General features: G+C 44.2%; 15 protein-coding genes. 10 read left to right on the top strand and 5 right to left on the bottom strand.

Annotation, left to right across the window (positions count from 1 at the left end):
* Positions 1-162: 162 nt before the first annotated feature.
* The 4 genes from htpG to ispH form a co-directional block, all read right to left on the bottom strand.
* On the bottom strand, positions 163-2,124 hold the full coding sequence (gene htpG / locus AOT82_RS11370; protein WP_071003076.1) for a molecular chaperone HtpG: 1,962 nt from the start codon (positions 2,122-2,124) through the stop codon (positions 163-165).
* A gap of 462 nt (positions 2,125-2,586) precedes the next feature.
* Entirely contained in the window at positions 2,587-3,402 is an 816-nt protein-coding gene (locus AOT82_RS11365; protein WP_071003074.1) for a thioesterase family protein, read from the bottom strand.
* Between the two features lie 63 nt (positions 3,403-3,465).
* Positions 3,466-3,714: a hypothetical protein gene (locus AOT82_RS11360; protein WP_058024603.1), complete on the bottom strand. Its 249-nt coding sequence runs from the start codon at positions 3,712-3,714 to the stop codon at positions 3,466-3,468.
* Positions 3,715-3,767: 53 nt separating this feature from the next.
* Positions 3,768-4,724, bottom strand: coding sequence for a 4-hydroxy-3-methylbut-2-enyl diphosphate reductase (ispH, locus tag AOT82_RS11355; RefSeq protein WP_058024602.1), 957 nt, complete (start codon positions 4,722-4,724; stop codon positions 3,768-3,770).
* A gap of 353 nt (positions 4,725-5,077) precedes the next feature.
* Here ispH and gmk point away from each other — a divergent pair, with 353 nt between their 5' ends.
* The 8 genes from gmk (at position 5,078) to AOT82_RS11310 (ending at position 16,231) form a co-directional block, all read left to right on the top strand.
* Positions 5,078-5,704 carry a guanylate kinase gene (gmk, locus tag AOT82_RS11350; RefSeq protein WP_071003072.1) on the top strand — a complete coding sequence of 209 codons (627 nt, stop codon included), beginning with the start codon at positions 5,078-5,080 and terminating at the stop codon, positions 5,702-5,704.
* Between the two features lie 174 nt (positions 5,705-5,878).
* Positions 5,879-6,139 carry a DNA-directed RNA polymerase subunit omega gene (gene rpoZ / locus AOT82_RS11345; protein ID WP_071003070.1) on the top strand — a complete coding sequence of 87 codons (261 nt, stop codon included), beginning with the start codon at positions 5,879-5,881 and terminating at the stop codon, positions 6,137-6,139.
* Between the two features lie 350 nt (positions 6,140-6,489).
* Positions 6,490-8,688 (top strand): RelA/SpoT family protein, encoded by a 2,199-nt coding sequence (locus tag AOT82_RS11340; RefSeq protein ID WP_071003068.1) that lies wholly within the window; start codon positions 6,490-6,492, stop codon positions 8,686-8,688.
* A gap of 144 nt (positions 8,689-8,832) precedes the next feature.
* Positions 8,833-9,213 (top strand): RidA family protein, encoded by a 381-nt coding sequence (locus AOT82_RS11335; RefSeq protein WP_071003066.1) that lies wholly within the window; start codon positions 8,833-8,835, stop codon positions 9,211-9,213.
* Positions 9,214-9,349: 136 nt separating this feature from the next.
* Positions 9,350-11,638 (top strand): primosomal protein N', encoded by a 2,289-nt coding sequence (locus tag AOT82_RS11330; RefSeq protein ID WP_071003064.1) that lies wholly within the window; start codon positions 9,350-9,352, stop codon positions 11,636-11,638.
* Between the two features lie 217 nt (positions 11,639-11,855).
* Positions 11,856-12,971, top strand: a complete 1,116-nt coding sequence (locus AOT82_RS11325; RefSeq protein WP_071003063.1) for a cation diffusion facilitator family transporter — start codon at positions 11,856-11,858, stop codon at positions 12,969-12,971.
* 578 nt (positions 12,972-13,549) lie between these two features.
* Complete coding sequence (locus AOT82_RS11315; RefSeq protein WP_058024595.1) at positions 13,550-14,254, top strand: hypothetical protein; 705 nt, start codon at positions 13,550-13,552, stop codon at positions 14,252-14,254.
* 90 nt (positions 14,255-14,344) lie between these two features.
* Positions 14,345-16,231 carry a monovalent cation:proton antiporter-2 (CPA2) family protein gene (locus AOT82_RS11310; RefSeq protein WP_071003060.1) on the top strand — a complete coding sequence of 629 codons (1,887 nt, stop codon included), beginning with the start codon at positions 14,345-14,347 and terminating at the stop codon, positions 16,229-16,231.
* Between the two features lie 23 nt (positions 16,232-16,254).
* Here the strand turns inward: AOT82_RS11310 and AOT82_RS11305 are convergent, their stop codons facing one another.
* Positions 16,255-17,184, bottom strand: coding sequence for a DUF2628 domain-containing protein (locus AOT82_RS11305; RefSeq protein WP_071003059.1), 930 nt, complete (start codon positions 17,182-17,184; stop codon positions 16,255-16,257).
* A 197-nt stretch (positions 17,185-17,381) separates the two neighbouring features.
* On the opposite strand from AOT82_RS11305, the gene trmB reads away from it, so the two are divergent.
* Complete coding sequence (trmB, locus tag AOT82_RS11300) at positions 17,382-18,221, top strand: tRNA (guanosine(46)-N7)-methyltransferase TrmB (RefSeq protein WP_071003058.1); 840 nt, start codon at positions 17,382-17,384, stop codon at positions 18,219-18,221.
* A 1,036-nt stretch (positions 18,222-19,257) separates the two neighbouring features.
* Complete coding sequence (gene recA, locus AOT82_RS11295) at positions 19,258-20,310, top strand: recombinase RecA (protein ID WP_071003057.1); 1,053 nt, start codon at positions 19,258-19,260, stop codon at positions 20,308-20,310.
* The last annotated feature ends 17 nt before the right edge of the window (positions 20,311-20,327 follow it).

Raw genomic sequence — 20,327 nt, 5'->3', positions numbered from 1 at the left:
AGCATTAACCAATAGTTTAGCTCGCTAATCTATCGCGATTGTAACGGATTGTCGGTCAAGAGGATAAGGATGATTTGTAAAATTCATTCAAATATGACCATAAACCTCAATAAAAAAGGAGGCCTTGCAGACAAGACCTCCTTTTACATCAATTACCAGACATTATCTCATCAATAGCTCATTAACGCGCTTTAGATAAGCGGCTGGATCCTCTAACTGCCCGCCATCTGCTAACAACGCTTGATCAAAAATGACTTGCGCCAAATCATCAAACTGCTCGCTGCTCTCAAGCTTCTTAATGAGTGGATGATCAGGATTGACCTCTAGCGTTGGCTTACTTGCTGGTACATCCTGACCCATTTGCTGTAGCATCTGAATCATTTGCGGTGATAGCTCACCTTCACCAACGACTAAGCAAGCAGGGCTATCAACCAAACGTGTTGAAACCTTAACATCTTTAGCACGCTCGCCTAACGCAGTTTTAAGCTTATCAACGACAGGCTTTAGGGTTTCTTCGGCTTTCTCGGCTTCGGCTTTTTCTGCTTCATCCTGCAAATCGCCTAGATCTACGGCACCTTTGGCAATGTTTTGCAGCGGTGTGTCATCGAATGAGGTTAAGAAGTTCATTGCCCATTCGTCAACACGGCTGGTCATCAAAATAACTTCGATGCCTTTTTTCTTAAACAGCTCAAGTTGCGGACTGTTTTTTGCTGCAGCTAGATTATCAGCCGTTAAATAATAGATGGCTTTTTGCCCATCTTTCATACGGCCTTTATAGTCTTCAAAGCTGGTCTCAAGGCCATCTTGGGTGCTGGTGGCATAACGCAATAGCTTAGCAATACGTTCTTTATTACCGGCGTCTTCACCCAAGCCCTCTTTGATGACATCGCCGAACTCTGCATAGAACTGGGCAAATTTTTCTTGCTTGTCACTGTCTTCGCTATTGGCAAGGCTGGCCAGCAAAGTCAAGATACGGCGGGCGTTACCATCACGAATAGATTTTACATCGCGCGACTCTTGTAATAGCTCACGGCTCACGTTCAGTGGCAAGTCTGCTGAATCGATCACCCCTTTCACAAAACGCAAATACATCGGTAATAGCTGCTCAGCATCATCCATAATAAAGACGCGCTTCACATAAAGCTTTAGACCGTGCTGCTGCTCGCGAGTGTATAGATCCATCGGGGCTTTTTTAGGGATATATAAAAGCTGCGTGTACTGTACGCGGCCCTCGACACGGTTGTGCGTCCACGTAAGCGGCGCGTCCATGTCATAAGTGATGTTTTTGTAAAAATCAACATACTCATCATCGTCGATTTCAGAGCTTGAGCGTGTCCATAGCGCACTGGCTTTATTGATGGTTTCCCACTCATCCGTCAGTACCATCTCGCCACCAGTAGGCGTGTCATCATTTTCGTCATCGACGACATCTTCTTGCCAGATCTCTTTACGCATCTGAATGGGCAGACTGATATGGTCAGAGTATTTATTGACCAAGCGCTTGATCTTGCTGCGGTCTAGGTAGTTATCTTCGCCCTCGCTATATTCTTCTTTTAGGTGCAAAGTGATCGCGGTACCGCGCGTGTCTTTGGTAATAGGCTCAACCGTAAAGCTACCAGTACCATCTGATACCCAGCGCACGCCTTTATCAGCAGGCTCACCCGCTTTACGTGATTCAACACTGATGGTGTCAGCCACGATAAAACCTGAGTAAAAACCAACACCGAATTGACCAATTAATTGTCCGTCTTGTTTTTGTGATTCAGACAATTTGTCTAAAAACGCTTTGGTGCCTGATTTGGCGATGGTACCTAAGTTTTCGATGGCATCGGTTTCATTCATCCCAATACCGTTATCAGTAAAGGTAATAGTTTTGGCGTCTTCATCGACGGCGATACGGATTTTTAATTCGCCATCGTCTTCATAAAGGCTATCATCATTGGTGGCTTCAAAGCGCAGCTTATCGCAAGCATCCGACGCGTTAGAGACGAGCTCACGGACAAAAATATCAGCGTTAGAATATAGTGAATGCGTGACCAAGTGCAGTAGCTGGGCGACTTCTGCTTCAAACGTATGTTTTTTTAATTCTGGATTCAGACCTTCAGCTTGAGTTGCTTCACTCATAAAAACTCCTTTAAATTCTATGAAAGACCTATTATCAGATAACGATATACTCACTAAGACCGCTCTCATAATGTTAGAGACCCTGCCGTATGTGATACCGTTAAACTGTCTATACTAATAGGGTCATTGAGAAAAAATTCAAGCTCAAAAGCCCTATTCAATAAAAAACACCGCGCTTGTTTATCAAGGCGGCGTTCTGGTATCAGTCATTTTTTAGCGCAAGAACAAAAGCTAACCACTATTCTGAATAAGCCTCTATTAATAACTCCCAAATAGTCGTCAGTTTTTTGGAAAATTGAGTATATGCTTTCATAGTCACCTCTATGTCGATTGATATCGTCTGGTTGGTAATATCGTCTTATTAGCTACTATTAAAACCATTTCTCCAATATTTGTATAATTAATTGATTACAACATATCGTTTCGTTTTCCAAAATTACTAGACAGTTGATTCTTTCTCTTTTAACGTGGCATCGGGCGGATGGTCAGTATTTGCTCGCTACGACCAAAGGGACCATGCACATCGTGGAGCACAGCACTGGTCAGCCCGATACCATCAGCGCCATACTGCTGTACCGCCTCGATACCGAGCCAGCGACCTTTAGGGACACGGTGCATATGGATTTGCAGGTCTGTATTGGGAAACATCCACTCTAGTTTTGACAGACCTAAACCCAGTCTTGGTACCACGCCATTGGCCGTATCGACCATGCCCAGCAGATGCACCATATCATCAGTGGGTACGCCCTCTACCATCTCGACATCGTTGGTTATCCAAACCATGCCGCGACCTTCTCGGCGATCTGGAGCGGCCACCAAGCGCACACTTTCGATAAAGCCGCCCGGCCAGCCTTTCATGTCTTCCCAAACGGGCAACTCTTCAGGTTTGTATTTTGCTGGTTGATCTTCAAGTCCAGCAATCTCACTAGTATCTTGCGTAATCAGTCGCCATGCTCTTGCAATAATGGCATCTCGACCACGGCTACTCATAACCGCTTCAATCAATTCAATGGTTTTACCTGGTCGGATGCAGCGAGTAGTAATGGTAAAGTCATCGAGCGGTATCAGGCCTAAAATATCAAGACTGACACGAGCAATACGGGTATTGGCTTGCGGCGCAAAGTTATTAATCTCAGCTGTCAGAAGACCTGTCGCTGGTGCCATATGCTGCTCATGCTCATTCCAAGCGCCTTGTGCATGCTTGGTTGGCTGGTAATGCGCCAGACTAACTCCGTCTTCTGGCTGTTCGCGTTTAATAAATTTGTAATAAGCAGTCATAACTATTCTCTATTTCCTATATTTGGCATTTTCACCTATATTTTTTATTTATGCTTGTATTTTCTATTTATGGGTAAGCTCTTGTTTTCTTAGTATGAGAATACCGCGAGCTTTTTGTATGAAGAACAGTAAGCAAATCATTATGACTGCGAGAACAGCGTAAAGAACGCTTTTTTCTGCCATAAACTTCATGATATTCATAAACAGTACAAAGACCACTGCCACCATGACAAGCATATTGAGTTTCAGTTGCTTATTCACTTCAGCGAGCGTGGCTTCTGCCAATACAAATCTGGCTTTTGGTTCTTTCATGCGAGCTTATCCATATAAATGATGATTCATACAAATACGAGGGCGTGTCCTAATTACTTACCAACTTGGGTGACAGGAATCCGCAAGGCTTTCGGCAGACTAAACGTTACGTTTTCTTCAATACCAGATAGCTCACTAGGCAGATCGCCCCCCCAGTCCTGCAACTGTTGTAACACTTCTTGGATCAGCACTTCAGGCGCGGATGCGCCAGCGGTCACGCCGATACTCTGCACACCATCCAACCAACGCTTATCCATCTCACTAGCGTTATCAATTAAATATGCACGGCAATTCATACGCTCAGCAAGCTCGCGCAGACGATTAGAGTTTGAAGAGTTTGGCGAGCCGACGACTAAAACGACTTCGCAGCGACTGGCCAAATCTTTTACCGCATCTTGGCGGTTTTGGGTGGCATAACAGATGTCGTCTTTACGGGGACCTTGAATACTAGGGAACTTTTCACGCAGTGCATCGATAACACGAGCCGTATCATCCATCGACAGGGTTGTTTGAGTCACAAAAGCCAAGCGTTCGGCATTTTCCACAGTGAGAGCAGCAACATCAGCTTCGTCTTCCACTAAATGGATTTGCCCACCGTTTTTTGCATTGAATCGACCCATCGTGCCTTCTACTTCTGGATGTCCGGCATGTCCTATCAACACGGCATCCATACCGTCTTGTGCAAATTTTGCCACTTCAATGTGTACTTTAGTGACCAAAGGGCAAGTGGCATCAAATACGGTAATATCACGGCGACCAGCTTCATCTTCGACTGCTTTAGAGACGCCGTGAGCAGAGAAAATCACCACAGACCCATCCGGTACTTCGTGAAGCTCTTCGACGAATACCGCGCCCCGATTGGCCAAATCCGACACCACAAATTTATTATGTACAACTTCATGACGGACATAGATGGGTGGCTCAAAACGTATTAGTGCTTCATTAACAATCGCAATCGCACGGTCCACACCAGCACAAAACCCACGGGGATTGGCAAGATAAATTTGCATAAAAAGGCCTATCGTCGGATAATTTATATCTAAAGCTTATGTATAAAAGCTTTGATTCAAAAGTTGGGGCAAAATCAATGCTCTACTTTAGCATAATTTGATTTTATTGCCCTCAAAAATAGCAGCGCACTCATTGCAATATGTCAGGTGCAAACATCAACATGCTAGCTACATATTGCAAAACCCACTTTATCTCATATAAAAGCAGTTTATAATGACGCAACTACGATGATTTCTATCGCCATACATGATGGCGTTTTTTCTTTTTTCCAGTCTCTACCACTGACTGAATCGTCTTTTAGTCTGTTACTAAGACGCATTTTACTAGCACATATTCCATTAGGATAAATTGTATGACAGGTTCATTATTTATTGTTACTGCCGCCTCAGGTACGGGCAAGACCTCACTGGTTAAGCAATTACTTGCTACGACCAACGACTTAACGGTCAGTATCTCACATACGACTCGCACCCCGCGCCCAGGCGAGATTGATGGTCAGCACTATCATTTCACAGATACTGATAGTTTTACCAATGGTATCAATGCGGGTCTATTTTTAGAGCATGCAGAAGTATTTGGTAACTATTATGGCACGTCAGAGAAAAGCGTACGCACCCAACTAGCAGCGGGGATTGACGTTATCTTGGAGATTGACTGGCAAGGGGCGACGCAAATCAGAGAAATCTTTGCCGATGCCATTATGATTTTTATTCTACCACCCAGCATTGCTACATTGCGCCAACGTCTCTCAACCCGTGCGCAGGATTCTGTAGAAGTGATAGAGCGCCGTCTAGCTGGCGCGGTCACCGAAATGGCACAATACGTAAATGCTGACTATGTCGTGATCAATGATAATTTTGATGTAGCCTTAGCTGAGCTAAAAGCGATTATCGTGGCGGATAGACAAACCCTTAGCCGTCAGCAGCAGCGTTATCATCGCACGATTAGCAACTTGCTAAATAAGCAAGTAGAAGAGTAAACTAGGCTACAATGCTCGTCAGGTGCTTATCTAACAAGTAGATATAAAAAGCAACTACGCGACTTGGCAAAAAATGCTATAATATTTAGCTATCCCCTTTTATGTATTTGATATTATTTTTATTGAGTGGCGGGCAAGGTCCGTGGCTAATAAAAACAACCGAGGTAGCTATTTATGGCACGAGTAACGATTGAAGATTGTTTGGATAATGTTGATAATCGCTTTGAGCTAATTTTGGCCGCAAGCAAACGCGCCCGTCAATTGGCCAAAGGTATTGCCGAGCCGTTGGTTGATGTCGATAATGACAAGCCTACAGTATTGGCGTTACGTGAAATTGCCGCTGGAAAAATCACCCGCGACATTCTAAATCAACCAGAGCATAACTTTGCAACGAGCTCATTAGATTTAGCATTGTCAGGCGATCATAGCTTCTAAAAAGCTATTTTTGATAAGGTTTGTTTTGCCAAGTCTTTGAAGCTGATAATGGCTTTATAAGATAAACATAACTTTATTGATAACAAAAACCACAGCATAGGCTGTGGTTTTTTGGTTGTAACTGTATTGTATTTGCTGTTTTGATAGCCATTTATCTATCAAAATAGCCCACTGAGTCAAATTTTTTCATCGCCTACTCGCTTATCAGTTGACATTGAATGCGATTTGCGATTAATTAGAGAATGGCCTATCCCTACTTAAGTTTCGTATGGTTGGTCAATATTCAGTCACCATTCACTGCTTACTTCAATCCATAATCAAGTCAGTCATGGACAATAGGATCGTCATTTATGAGTCAAACCCTACCCAAACTCAGTCATCATCTCGTCGATGACGCTCAATATAACTTGCTGCGTTCAGTCGGTTATCTCACTGCTGCTGAGCGCCGTGACATTGTTGATGCCTGTGAGTTCGGTGATATTGCGCACATTAAAGACAAGCGTAAATCAGGGGAACCTTATATCACTCACCCTATCGCAGTGGCTGAGATACTGGCGGGCTTTCGCTTAGATCGAGATACCATTATTGCAGCGATTTTGCATGATACGGTCGAAGACACCGACGTGAGTGACGAGCAGCTCGAGCAGCGTTACGGCAAGATAGTGGCTAGGCTGGTCGATGGTGTGACAAAACTAAAATCCTCCTCTCACAATAAGCAGCAAAACAAAGCCGCGACCTTTCACAAAATTTTAACAGCCACACTCGCAGATCCACGGGTACTTATTATTAAGCTTGCGGACCGCCTGCATAATATGTCCACGCTTGATGCCGTGCGCCCTGAAAAACAACGTACGACAGCACAAGAAACGTTAGATTTTTATGTGCCATTTGCACGCTTGATGGGTCTTAATGATATCGCCGATTATATTGAGGTGCTGTGTTATCGTAACCTTGATTCTGATATGTACAACAAGATATCTGATAAGCTGCTACAGCATGGACTTGGGCGTAATTTCCAAAGAGAAGCCATTCATCGTTATCTGAGTATCGTGCTTAATAATTTGGGGCTCAACGGACTGGTCAAAGTGTTAGACAATCGTGTGGTCATTTACCGTCAGTTTTTCCGCAATCGCGGAGAAATTAACACGCTGCTACGTCACTATGCATTTGAGATTGTCCTCGATAATATCGAAGCTTGTGACAAGTTGGCGTATTATCTTATTAAAAAGTATCAAATTGATGATACGCACATTGCTGATAATATTCGCAGGCCGTTACCAGGTGGCAATCAATCACTCACGCTCATTTATGAGCGCGACAACGATGTCGTAAAAGTGACTATTTTGACCAAGCAAATGCAAAGTGCTGCAAGGCTCGGCGTTATCGGTGCAGAGCACGCCTCTGAAGTCAGTCAATCAGTTATCCAAGCGTCACTGCGTAACATGAAAGACTTGGTCGATGAAGACAACTTAAATGAGAATAGTCCTAACTTTTCAGCAGCGGTCTCGACTATTAATGAGCTGATGGATTATTTGCATTCGAGTAAGATTATTTGTTATAGCCCGCAAGGTCGTGCCTATGAGCTACCACAAGGGGCAACAGCATTAGACTTTGCTTACGCAGTCGGGCCTATGGTTGGTAACGTCGCTGTCGGTGCCAATATCGATGATAAAGCAGCAAAACTCGGTACCGTGGTAAAAAACGGACAGTCCGTTGAAATTGAGATAAACAGTCACTCAGAACCAAAAGCAGAATGGTTAGGATTTGTGGTGACCAACAAAGCGCGTGAAGAGATATTACGTTGGTTCAAAGACTTATCTACCGCTGACAAGCAGCATCATGGTCGTCAAGCGTTAGATCGTGCCCTTAAAACCTATCAAAAAACGCTCGATGACCTAACAGAGGATGATTGGAAAGATCTGACTGAATGGCGCGGTGTGACTGAAAAAAACGCCCTATTCGAACAAATAAGCTCCGGTACACTACTGCCACAGCTTGTAGTCACTCGTTTGTTTAACGATGAAGTCAGTGACGTACAAGCCAAAGCGCACAACGAAGACATGACACAGCCACAGCAGCTGATTGCCAATGCCTCTGGGGTTGAGCTCGATTTTGCTAACTGCTGTCATCCAATCTATGGTGACCCTATCGTTGGGCACTTATCTCGGCACGGCTTGGTCGTTCATCGACACAAATGCTTTTCGCTTGACGACATTCGTAAAGACAATCCCTATCAGGTGATTCAACTGCGTTGGCGTAGTGATAACGCTGTAAAACAAGGTGAAACAGACGAGCATGATATAAAAAATAGCGGCAAAATACGTTTTCCTGCTTACTTAAAGCTGTCTATTGCGCTTAGCGATGAGCAAATCAGTAAAGTGATTTATCATCTGCGCCAGCTGCATATGGGGGTTGAGACCGTTGACGTACGTAATAGTGATACTATCATCCATATCATCGTACGCAGTCGCAATCACTTGGCTCAAGGCATTCGTGAGCTGCGTTCATTACTCGGCTTCCCTAACATCATACGGCTATATCAATTATAATAACCCTGCCTGTCTAGCAAACTCTTTGTCTAGTCAGATTTGAACGCATCGCGCTGAGGTTTTGACAATCTCTAAAACAATAATAGGCACTGTTGCTTGTCAGTGAGCAACAGACCAACCAATAAAATACGAAAAGGACATAATATGACTCGTCAAACGATCCAAACAGATAAAGCTCCCGCAGCTGTAGGCACTTACTCACAAGCCGTAAAAGTTGGCAACACCGTTTATATTTCAGGTCAGCTTGGTTTTGACCCTGAAACCATGGAATTAAAAGAAGGTTTTAAAGCACAGGCTGAGCAAGTGTTCGAAAACATTAAAGCGATCTGTGAAGCGGCTGGTGGTAGCATCAATGACGTGGTTAAATTTAATGTATCTTTGACTGACTTGAGTGACTTTGCGGTTTTAAACGAAGTATTTGTGGCGAACCTAAGCGAGCCATATCCTGCTCGTGCTGCCGTACAAGTCGCAGCCCTACCTAAAGGTGGCGTGGTCGAAATCGAATCTATCTTATATATTGACTAAACTGATAGTAATTTTTTTAGATACTCCTATAACAGTCAATCTATCATAAGCTTAGCATCATGCTAAGCTTATTGGTCTCTGCCTCTTTTTCTTCATTTCACATCAATATTAATCTGATAAGACTGCGAAGCCGTTTATGTTGGTACAAGTTGCGCTGCCCGTACCCCTTTATCGGGTGTTTGACTATAGCTTACCGGCGGATATGCTTGCTTCGCCAGACCGTCTGATGCCGTCAATTGGAAGTCGCGTTGAGGTTTCATTTGGTCGCCAAACCTTAATTGGTATCGTGATTGCTCATGTTTCTGAAGATGAAAGCAGTGTACCCGTCAATAAAATCAAACCGATTAATAAATGTTTGGACGCTGACCCTATTTTGGATCCCAGCATGCTCAAGCTGGCTTATTGGCTCGCTCGCTATTATCATTATCCACTCGGTGATGTCTTAGCCGTCATCCTGCCAAGCCTTGTCCGCCAAGGTAAGCCACTAGATCTGCTAATTACTCATTGGCGAATATTGCCGCATATCACTGATGATGATTTTCGTGCCAATGCAAAAAAGCAAAAGCAGCAGTTTGACATGCTAAAGCTACATGGTGAGCGCGGTGCTAGTGAAGATGTTTTGCTATTAGAAGGGATGCAGCGAGCATTTTTAAAAACGCTCGAAGACAAAGGTCTAATCGAGCGCTATATCCAAACCAAGCAATCCCCTTCTCCCGTGAAATTGGCAAAAATGCCGCTTGATCTCAATGATGAGCAGAAATTTGCCGTTGATGCCATCGTTGCTGCGCATAAATCTGAAATCTATACTGGCTTTTTATTAAATGGTATTACTGGTAGCGGCAAAACTGAAGTCTACTTACAAGCGATGCAGGCGGTACTAGAAGCAGGCAAGCAAGTGCTGATCTTGGTGCCAGAAATTGGTCTCACACCGCAGACACGTGCACGCTTTGCTAGTCGATTTGCCGCTCATATTGTTTTGCTGCATTCCGGCTTGACTGATACCCATCGTTTGCAAGGCTGGCAAGACTGCCGCACCGGTCATGCACAAATTATCATCGGTACGCGCTCAGCAGTGCTCTATCCATTTGCAGCATTGGGATTGATAGTCGTTGATGAGGCGCATGATGGCTCGTACAAACAGCAGGATACTCTACGTTATCATGCGGCTGATGTCGCACTCTATCGCGGCCTACAGCACAACATACCAGTCATATTAGGTACGGCAACGCCTTCTCTTGAGCATCTGAAACTGGTCGAAGACGGCAAGCTGATAGAGTATCAACTACTGACTCGTCCCGGCAATGCCAAGCCTGCAACCATGCAACTGATTGATGCGCGCCTGCAAAGCACTCACCAGCAAGCGCAACATGATGGTGCTCGCTATGACACGGGGCTGACAGACTCAATGATTGGGGCAATTAAGCAAACGTTAGAAGCCGGCGATCAAGTCCTGGTATTTTTGAATCGTCGTGGCTATGCGCCTGTTTTATTGTGTGAGGCTTGCGGTTGGCAGGCAGATTGTCCCCGCTGTGATGCTCATTTGACCGTTCACTATAACAGTCTGGCGCAGCGCAGCGGCTATTCAGGTAGCTCTTATTTAAAATGCCACCATTGCGATTGGCAGGCTTATATTCCTACAGTATGCCCTGATTGTGGCAGTCAAAACCTAGATGCCAAAGGTATGGGTACGACAAGGCTCAGCGAAAACCTGCATGCAATCTTTGCCAATCCCCAAACCAGCAAAGTGATTTATCCAATTATCCAAATCGATCGTGATACCACAAGACGAAAAGACAGCTGGGAAAATATCTATCAGCAAATCAATCAAGGCGATCCTGCGATATTAGTTGGTACACAAATGGTGGCTAAAGGTCATCACTTTCCTAATGTCACGCTGGTCTGCTTACCCAATGCCGATCGCGGATTTTTATCAGCAGACTTTCGCTCACCTGAGCATACAGCGCAGCTCATGATACAAGTAGCTGGCCGTGCGGGTCGAGGTGACAAAGTGGGTCGCGTCTTGATCCAGACCCTACAGCCTGACAATGAATTACTGTTAAAACTGGTCAAAGATGGTTATTTATCGTTTGCCCGCGAGCTACTGCAAGAGCGTAAAATGATGGGCTTACCGCCTCACAGTCATGCCGCACTGATACGCTGTGAGGGCAAGACGCTGGCAGCTACCACACAAGCGCTCAAGGATGCTATTGCTCACTTACCCAGTGCGCACCATCTTGCGGTTCTTGGTCCTATTGATGCCCCAATGAGTAAAAAGAACAGCCGCTATCATGCGCAGCTACTACTCTTAGCCAAAGATCGTGCGCACTTACATCATGTATTGAACCAATGGTGGCAGCCCGTACTTGCCTTACCAAGTGCTAAATACCTCAAGCTTACCTTAGACATTGACCCCGTTGGTTGGTAAAACCGACACTTATCATTCGTCGGTGTTCTATATAGTGTTGTAATTTTTGTGATTTGTGCCTCCTAATGATTTTTACTTTGTCGTTACAGCTTCTCAGGCGTGGCTATGTTAGATTTATAACCACTATCAGGTGGTATGTATCCAAAAACCTCCTGCTACCTGAACCACAATGGATATTGTTTACTAAACCTCGCTATTAGCTGACTTGAGTGTTGTTATGAATCAAAATAATCTTAGCACTGACGAGCACGATCATAATCACCATAGCCATGAGTACAGTCATGACCATGACGACCAGTTAGAATCGTCATCATCGCAAGACACCAAAGGTTATCAGCGCACCTTGCTGTTTAGCTTTATTATTATCACTGGTTATATGTTTATAGAGGCTATTGGCGGCTGGCTTACTGGTAGCTTGGCGCTATTGTCCGACGCAGGTCACATGCTGAGCGATGCGGTTGCTTTAGGCGCGACCTTGATGGCATTCAAAATTGGTGAAAAAGCAGCCACGCATCAAAAAACATTTGGCTATAAGCGTTTTGAGATACTGGTCGCGACCCTGAATGGCGCTACGCTCGTTTTTATCGCCTTGATGATTTTTTATGAAGCGATCAAACGCTTTAACTCTCCACCAGAAATCGCAACCCAAGGTATGCTGATTGTGGCGACGGTCGGTATGCTGGTCAATATCTTAGTTGCATGGCTCATGCACCGCGGCAGTCAAGGTGGAGAGTCACACGGGCACAATCATGGTAGTAACGATGCCGCATTAACAAAAACACCCGATAATAAAGAACCTGTCAATCTCAATATGCAAAGTGCTTATTTGCACGTGCTGAGCGATCTGCTGGGCTCTGTTGCTGCTATTATCGCTGCGCTGTTGATGATGGGGTTTGGCTGGGTATGGGCAGATGCTGTGGCATCCGTGATTGTCGCCATTCTTATATTAGTCAGTGGATACCGTGTCGTACGTGATTCTGTGCATATATTAATGGAAGGCACCCCTGCCAACATATCGCTAGTCAACGTTGAGCAAAAATTACTCGCACACCCTCAAGTACAAAAAGTCCATGACCTACACGTTTGGAGTATTACCAGTGGCCTACACGCCCTATCCTGCCATGTTGTAGTCGATGGAGACATGAGTATTCATGAGTCGAGTAGCCTCATTGCCAATCTTGAACAAAGCCTATCAGCGCTCGGTATTCATCATGCGACTATTCAAGTTGAAAGTTTGTCACATCCAAAAAACAGCTCACATAGTGAGGCTCTTGTTTGCGATATTTCGGGACAAGCACCTGCTGGCAACAGTCATATTGGTCATAATCATTAAGAGCAAATACCAGTATTGTTAGAAACCTGACCAATTATTGGTTATGTTTTATCAAATGATATAAATAAAGCAATATGTGCCAAATAATCCAAGCAGCCACCAACACCCAAAGGCTGATACCAACCATGAGTAACATCATTCTGACCCATATATCGAGGCAGCCATTGCAGATATTTGGCAAATAGACTGAGCCCATGTTTGACATCATCAGCAACCAAAACCCAAGTGCGAGTATGACACCGGTACAAATGACGATAAAGGCTATTTGCCAATCATCTTCAATGAGGCTCGCCACTTAGGACAAGCTGTCAGTTCTGATGAGTAGTTACTCATAACGGTCATTCTCAATAATCTGATTGGCTATAAATCATTGTTGTCTTACATAGTATTAAAAATGAAAACCTATGAGCCAATAAAATAATAAGGTTTCACTTAAGTTTGCCTAAAACTTGTTTCTACGATTGTAATAGCATGTTAAAACTGATGAAAAACCCTATCTCTCGACCATATTTTTGATATAAATTCTGTATACTTAAGACTGACTACCCCTTTTCACGATCTATTGATGATATAACATTATGTCTAGACGTTCAGCACCCTTTGTCGCCCCAGACTATATCGATGATCCTACGTCAAAAGACGGCAAAAAACACGCCAAAGTTTTGCTATCGACGCTGCAAGAGGACATTGCAAACTTTCGTCATGAGCAATTTCCGCCTGATATTTTGCGCCAGATTCGCGATATGCCTATCTATGAAGGCAACTTAGCAGAGGTACAGGCTTATCAGCAACGTTGGCAAAATCTACTTGAGCGCGCCAAGGATTTTTATCCCGCGGCCAATATGCCACCTGATTATCTGCCATTGCCTGCCAGTCTTGAGATACCGCAGTTTATCTACCATGTTCAGCGCCTACATTTAACCAAAACGCGAGCCAAGGAATCTAAAAGCTTTGGCTCAGTTGGGGCACTGACTGATAAATGTGGTGACTACACTGATGATGAAGTCGCTCGCATGACAGCGGTACTGGATAATGATGACGACGCGCGTTTGGTCGCTCATCGTGAGTTTATCGATCTGCGCGCTTATGTGTTTTGCCGCGATAGCAAGGGTGAGATGCTAGAGCCTGAACGGGTACGTTTTTATCGTACTGGTCTTATCGTCCATGCTTTGCCTGATTTTAAGATTGTCGACAGCAGGCAAACACCGCGCAAGCGCCGCAACGACGCTTATAATAATCCGCTTGCAGATAATGGTGTTTGGAAGATTTATCGCAAAAAATAATGTATGTTGATGCTATATTTTTTCGCGAGTCTAATTTTAGTTATACCCGTTTTAAATTGCTTATTTTGTCCTAATTTCTGAGGATTCCAGATGTTCGCTGCCGCCGCCGGCTCACCAAATTTAATGTTACAAGCCACTATCTTTTTGGGAGCAGCGCTGCTCTTTGTTCCCCTTGGTAAACGCTTCGGTATTGCAACGGTCCTAGGCTACCTCATCACAGGGCTTATATTGGGTCCAAGCGGTTTGGATGTGGCGGGTGATGCTGAAAGTCTACTGCACTTTTCAGAGTTTGGCGTGGTCATGCTGCTATTTATCATCGGGCTTGAGCTGCAGCCATCGCGGCTTTGGGCGCTGCGTCGCTCTATATTCGTTCTTGGCGGTCTACAGGTTGGGCTGACTGGTACACTATTGATGGGGCTATTGCACCATTTTTTCGCCTTACAGCTAGATACTGCTTTTATCGTTGGCTTTGGTTTAGCACTCTCCTCGACCGCTTTTGTGCTACAGATATTGACCGAAAAACAGCAACTTTCGAGCACACATGGCCGCGAAGCTTTTACTATCTTACTATTCCAAGATATCGCGGTTATTCCTTTATTAGCAGTCATTCCGTTCCTATCGGGGGTTCGTGAGCAAAGCTACGATTTACTGTACTTTGGTAAAGTATTCGCAGTCTTTGCTGGTCTCATTTTTGCCAGTCGTTATGTGGTTCGACCATTCTTTAAGTTTGTGGCCTCAAGCGGTGCTTCAGAATTACTGACAGCAGTCGCGTTATTTATTGTTATGGGCGTGTCTATTTTGATGGGTCAAATTGGTCTATCAATGGCACTAGGTGCATTTTTGACAGGCGTGTTGTTAGCTGACTCTGAGTATCGTCACGAGTTAGAGGCCAGTATCGAACCGTTTAAAGGATTGCTATTGGGTCTATTTTTCATGTCGGTCGGTATGCTCACTGACGTCAAACTCATTTTGGCCAAGCCGATATTTATCATTGGCTGTGCCCTCGCTTTAATGTTTATCAAATTTGCAGTGATTGCAGCCATTGCCAAAGTATCTGGCAACCGCTGGCCAACCAGTATCAGATTGGGTGTGACCTTGGCACAAGGCGGTGAATTTGCCTTTGTTCTGTTCAGTGTCGCCACCGCCCAAAGTGTCTTACGTCCTGATCTTGCCAATACGCTAAACCTTGTCGTTACGATCTCAATGGCACTGACACCATTAGCCTTTTTGTTGTTAGAAAAAATAGGCGAACCATTATTTGCCAAACGCAAACCAAGTCGAGAATACGACACCATTCCCGATCATGAGCATCAGGTAATTATCGCAGGCTTTGGCCGAGTCGGTCAGATCATTGGTCGTGTGCTTCGTATGCATAACATTGAATTCACAGCCATTGAACGTTCTGCCAACCGAGTAGATTTCGTGCGTAAATTTGGTAACCAAGTCTATTACGGCGATCCAAAAAACCCTGAGATTCTACGAGCTGCCGGTATTCAAAAGGCGCGTGTCTTTATTTTGGCCATTGATGACCTAGAGCGCTCCATCACTACCGCTCAGTATTTACGCAAAAACTATCCTGAGCTGATTGTATTAGCCAGGGCGCGGGATCGTCAGCATTACTACCGCTTACGCGAAGTTGGTGTGCGTCACATTTGGCGTGAGACTTACTTGTCATCTTTAGATATGTCACGTGAATCGCTACAGCTACTCGGTATCTCTCCGGAAAAAGCTCGAGAGACAGTAAAAACATTCCGTGATTATGATGATGACTTAATTGAGCGTCAGCAAGCCATTTACGATGATGAAGCCAGCATGATTGAGTCCGCACAATCAGCGATGGCAGAGCTTGAAAGCCTATTTGATGAAGATATCGGCAAAGCGCGCAAGATGGATTTGACCGATTTCTACGAAGCCTTAAAGAGCCAAGCGACGCCAGTTGACGAACCACACGATACCGCAACAGACTCTAAACACTAGCAAAAACTAGATAGGTATAGCCCCTAGTCAGATAGACAGTTTTTAGGGGCTTGTTTTTTATTTAGTGAGCTTGTGCAATCCCAGTTATCACTGTCTGGTATATGATAAAAAACCAATGTCTGCTCGTTCAGATAGCGGATTGGAAATGTCACGTTCTGGATCGTAGCAATCACCGCGCAATCCGTCTCTAGCACACCAGCCGCTTGACTATCGACATGCATACGTACCTGCTGCTGCTCGGTACTGAGTGGCAAATCTACAGGACACCGCCCAGTCTGCTGATAAATCAATGCCACTCGGTTTTGGGCATTTTTGGCAATATCATAAGCATCAAATAGCACCTCATTTTCTTTTGGTTTGGCGATGATAGGTAAAAACTGCACCTTAATGACCAATAATGCAAAGGCAAAAAAACCAAATCCTAGCGCCAATCCAAATAAACTGACGCCACCTTCTCTTTTTAAATGTGCTTGTTGTGCCGCCTCATCTCGCGGATGATCGTTAATCGCATCCGCGATCTCACGTCGCGCCATCCGGTAATAATATGCATCTGTCCAGCGTGCCACCATAGCAGACCAAAACAACCAAATAATCGCAGCAATACCAATCCGCGTCGCCATTTGATAAACGTCTGGCACATAAGACATCGCCACAAACTCAAAGGCAACAAGCACAATAGCGACATTAAGCTGAATAAATGACCATCCTGCCACGCTATACACAATGGCATCCATATAACGTTTACGGTATAACAGCCAAGGAAAAGTAATAAAAAATGCGGCCCAATGCCATTTTGGCGACAGATAGCCTTGCTGATCAAACTGCTCAAAGCGCTTGAGATAATAGCGCTGAGTACGATCACCGATAAACCATTGATCCAGTTGCTTGCGTTTAGCAGGTGTTAATGACTCTTGATAAAACGGTGGCGGTGAATCCGTCTCAATAAATAGCATGGCAATACGCTCTACTGACTCTTAGGAAAAATATCTCTTAACGATGACACTATAATAACGCTAAAACCCATATCTAGGATAGAGAAACGACAGAACTGAGCAGCAAACGCGCTAAAATAGGATTGCACGTTCACAGTTGTATGGATTTAACTTATAATGAGCCAACATCACCCACTTAATTAAGCCTTACAAATCCTATGAGTCAACATTCTGATATCAATGACACCATCAACAGCCTTGATACTACTGATGAGCAAACCTTTAATAATACTAGTGCGCCTATCGATACGGATACAAACGCTAGCCAAGAGATAGAACCTAGCTCTGACAAACATATCCGCATCGTTAATACGTTTATGAAGCGGCGCACGCATATGAACAAAAACGCCGAGCTAGCACTCACCTCACCAGAGTTTTCTGAGTATCTGGTCAATAACAGTTTCGGCGATGGCGACCTTTCAGGTATTGATGACTTGCGAGTATTGTTCGCTGATAGCCCGAATGGTTCTGACGCACCGCTGACCTTGGAGATTGGTTTTGGTTTGGGTGATTCATTTATCGAGATGGCAGCCGCAGAGCCCGCGCGCAATTTTGTCGGTGTCGAAGTGCATGAGCCAGGTATTGGTAAATGCGCTTATATGGCAGGAACGCAGAACTTGAGCAATGTCAAAATCATCAATGGCGATGCTATTCAATTGCTGAAGCAATTACCAGAAAATCATATTGACCGTATCCAGCTTTACTTCCCTGATCCATGGCAAAAGAAGCGTCATTACAAACGCCGTTTCGTCAGTCCTGAGCGTATGGCTATCGTTACGCGCAGTCTAAAACAAGGCGGCTGGTTTCATACAGCCACGGATTGGGAGCACTATGCATTTTGGATGGTTGAGGTATTGGATGGGTTTGCTGGATTGACCAACAAAGCAGGCGCAGGCAACTTCACCGACCGTCCTGACTTTCGTCCAATGACCAAATTTGAGCGCCGCGGCCTTGAGCGTGGTCACGGGGTCTGGGATTTGATCTATATCAAAGACTAGCAAACACAATCTTGCTATCGATAATTTTGACAAAGCGGCTATTCTATTTAGCCGCTTTTTTATGCCCGTTTATAAGCTTGCTATCACAGCAATAAATATGCTTGGCGGGTCGTTGGTTGCTTTTATCTCGTCATACTCTTGACTTCAAAGCCCTATAGTATGGTAATACGTGGAAGAATCACAAATTGTAATTATGTGAAACATAGCGGCCAGAGCACAGTTTGTCAACGAAAAATCATCTTCAACGCTTGATACTGGAAGCTTGCAATATATAACCTATACACGCAAGCATAGATACCATAAGGGCTTCAAGAGTTCTCCCCATAAGCTGTGGATAACCCTGTGTATAAGTGGCCACTTGACAACCATATGCCTAGGTAACTTAAAGGTTAAGATAAAATCGTTCATTTTTTGTACAATTTAAAAATCATTTAAAAACAATAACTTATATTAAATATAAAGCCATAAAAAATTATTTTAAATATTTTTAAAAATAATTTAGCCGTTTATAATGTTTCACAACCAGTAAAAATGAGTACATTATTTGCTGTGGACAACTCATAAGTCTATTGACAAACATAGCTGTTATCAGTTTCAAAAACACATTTGAAGAGATGGCTATCTTCGTGAATCCTCACTCTTATATCGTACGACATTCAGTGTCGTTTAGCGTCGTCCAAGACTCAATATCGCGCTTGGATTTTGTTATAATTACTCTATCGAATCAATAGCACTACAGAGATTCAGATAGCTATTAGCCGTTAATATCCGACTCAAAAGCTATTGTAACTGTGATTGATTATGAACTTATTTTTACTTCTCTCGTTATTTAATTTTACTGTATAGTAGAGCGATATCTCGATATTACTACTGATAGCAGTCATATGACAACCTGTGTATTTAAGCCAGTTGTCAGAGCGCGAATAGCTATATGATTTATCTTATTAGCGCTGCTCAGTATGCACCAGTTATCACTCTTAGACGTATAAATCTTTTATCTATAGCGCCAAATCAATTATCAAAAAAGGAATCCAGTATGGACGACAATAAAGCCAAAGCCCTCAAAGCGGCATTAGGTCAAATTGAAAAGCAATTTGGTAAAAATACCATCATGCATCTGGGTGATGATTCAGCCATTCTTGATGCCGATGTGGTCTCAACAGGTTCTCTTGGTCTAGATATCGCACTTGGTATTGGTGGATTGCCGAAGGGTCGTATCATCGAGATCTACGGCCCTGAGAGCTCAGGTAAAACCACAATGACCTTGCAAGCAATCGCGGAGTGTCAAAAACAAGGCGGCACCTGTGCATTTATCGATGCTGAGCATGCGCTTGACCCTGTGTATGCACGCAAGCTAGGCGTCAATACCGACGACTTATTACTGTCACAGCCTGATAACGGTGAGCAAGCGCTTGAAATTACTGACATGCTCGTGCGTTCAGGCGCAATCGATATGATCGTTGTTGACTCGGTTGCTGCCTTGACTCCGCGTGCAGAAATTGAAGGCGAGATGGGCGACTCACATATGGGCCTACAAGCGCGTCTGATGAGCCAAGCGCTACGTAAGATTACTGGTAATGCTAAACGCTCTAATTGTATGGTTGTGTTTATTAACCAAATCCGTATGAAAATTGGTGTTATGTTTGGTAGCCCAGAGACTACAACTGGTGGTAATGCCCTTAAATTCTACGCCTCTGTACGTATGGACATTCGCCGCATTGGTGCGGTCAAAAATGGCGATGACATCATCGGTAACCAAACTCGTGTTAAAGTCATCAAGAACAAAATGGCACCGCCGTTCCGCCAAGCTGAGTTTGAGATTACTTATGGCGAAGGTACCAACCACTTGGCCGAAGTGATTGACTTGGGTGTCGAGATTGGCGCGGTTGGTAAGGCAGGTTCTTGGTACAGCTATGGCGATGAAAAAATCGGTCAAGGTAAAGCCAACTCTGTGCTTTTCTTAAAAGAAAACCCTGCTATCGCCAAAGAGATCGAAGATAAAATTCGTGATGAAAAGCTTGGTAAGAAAAAAGATAGCAAAGCGCCTGAAACTGACGATGTAGAACTGGCACCTGACTCTGTACAATAATGGTCTGTCTATTATCA

Source organism: Psychrobacter sp. AntiMn-1 (assembly GCF_001854065.1).
Taxonomy (GTDB): Bacteria; Pseudomonadota; Gammaproteobacteria; order Pseudomonadales; family Moraxellaceae; genus Psychrobacter; species Psychrobacter pacificensis.
Note: the sequence above shows the minus strand (reverse complement) of the source record. Positions and strands in the feature narration are given on the sequence as shown.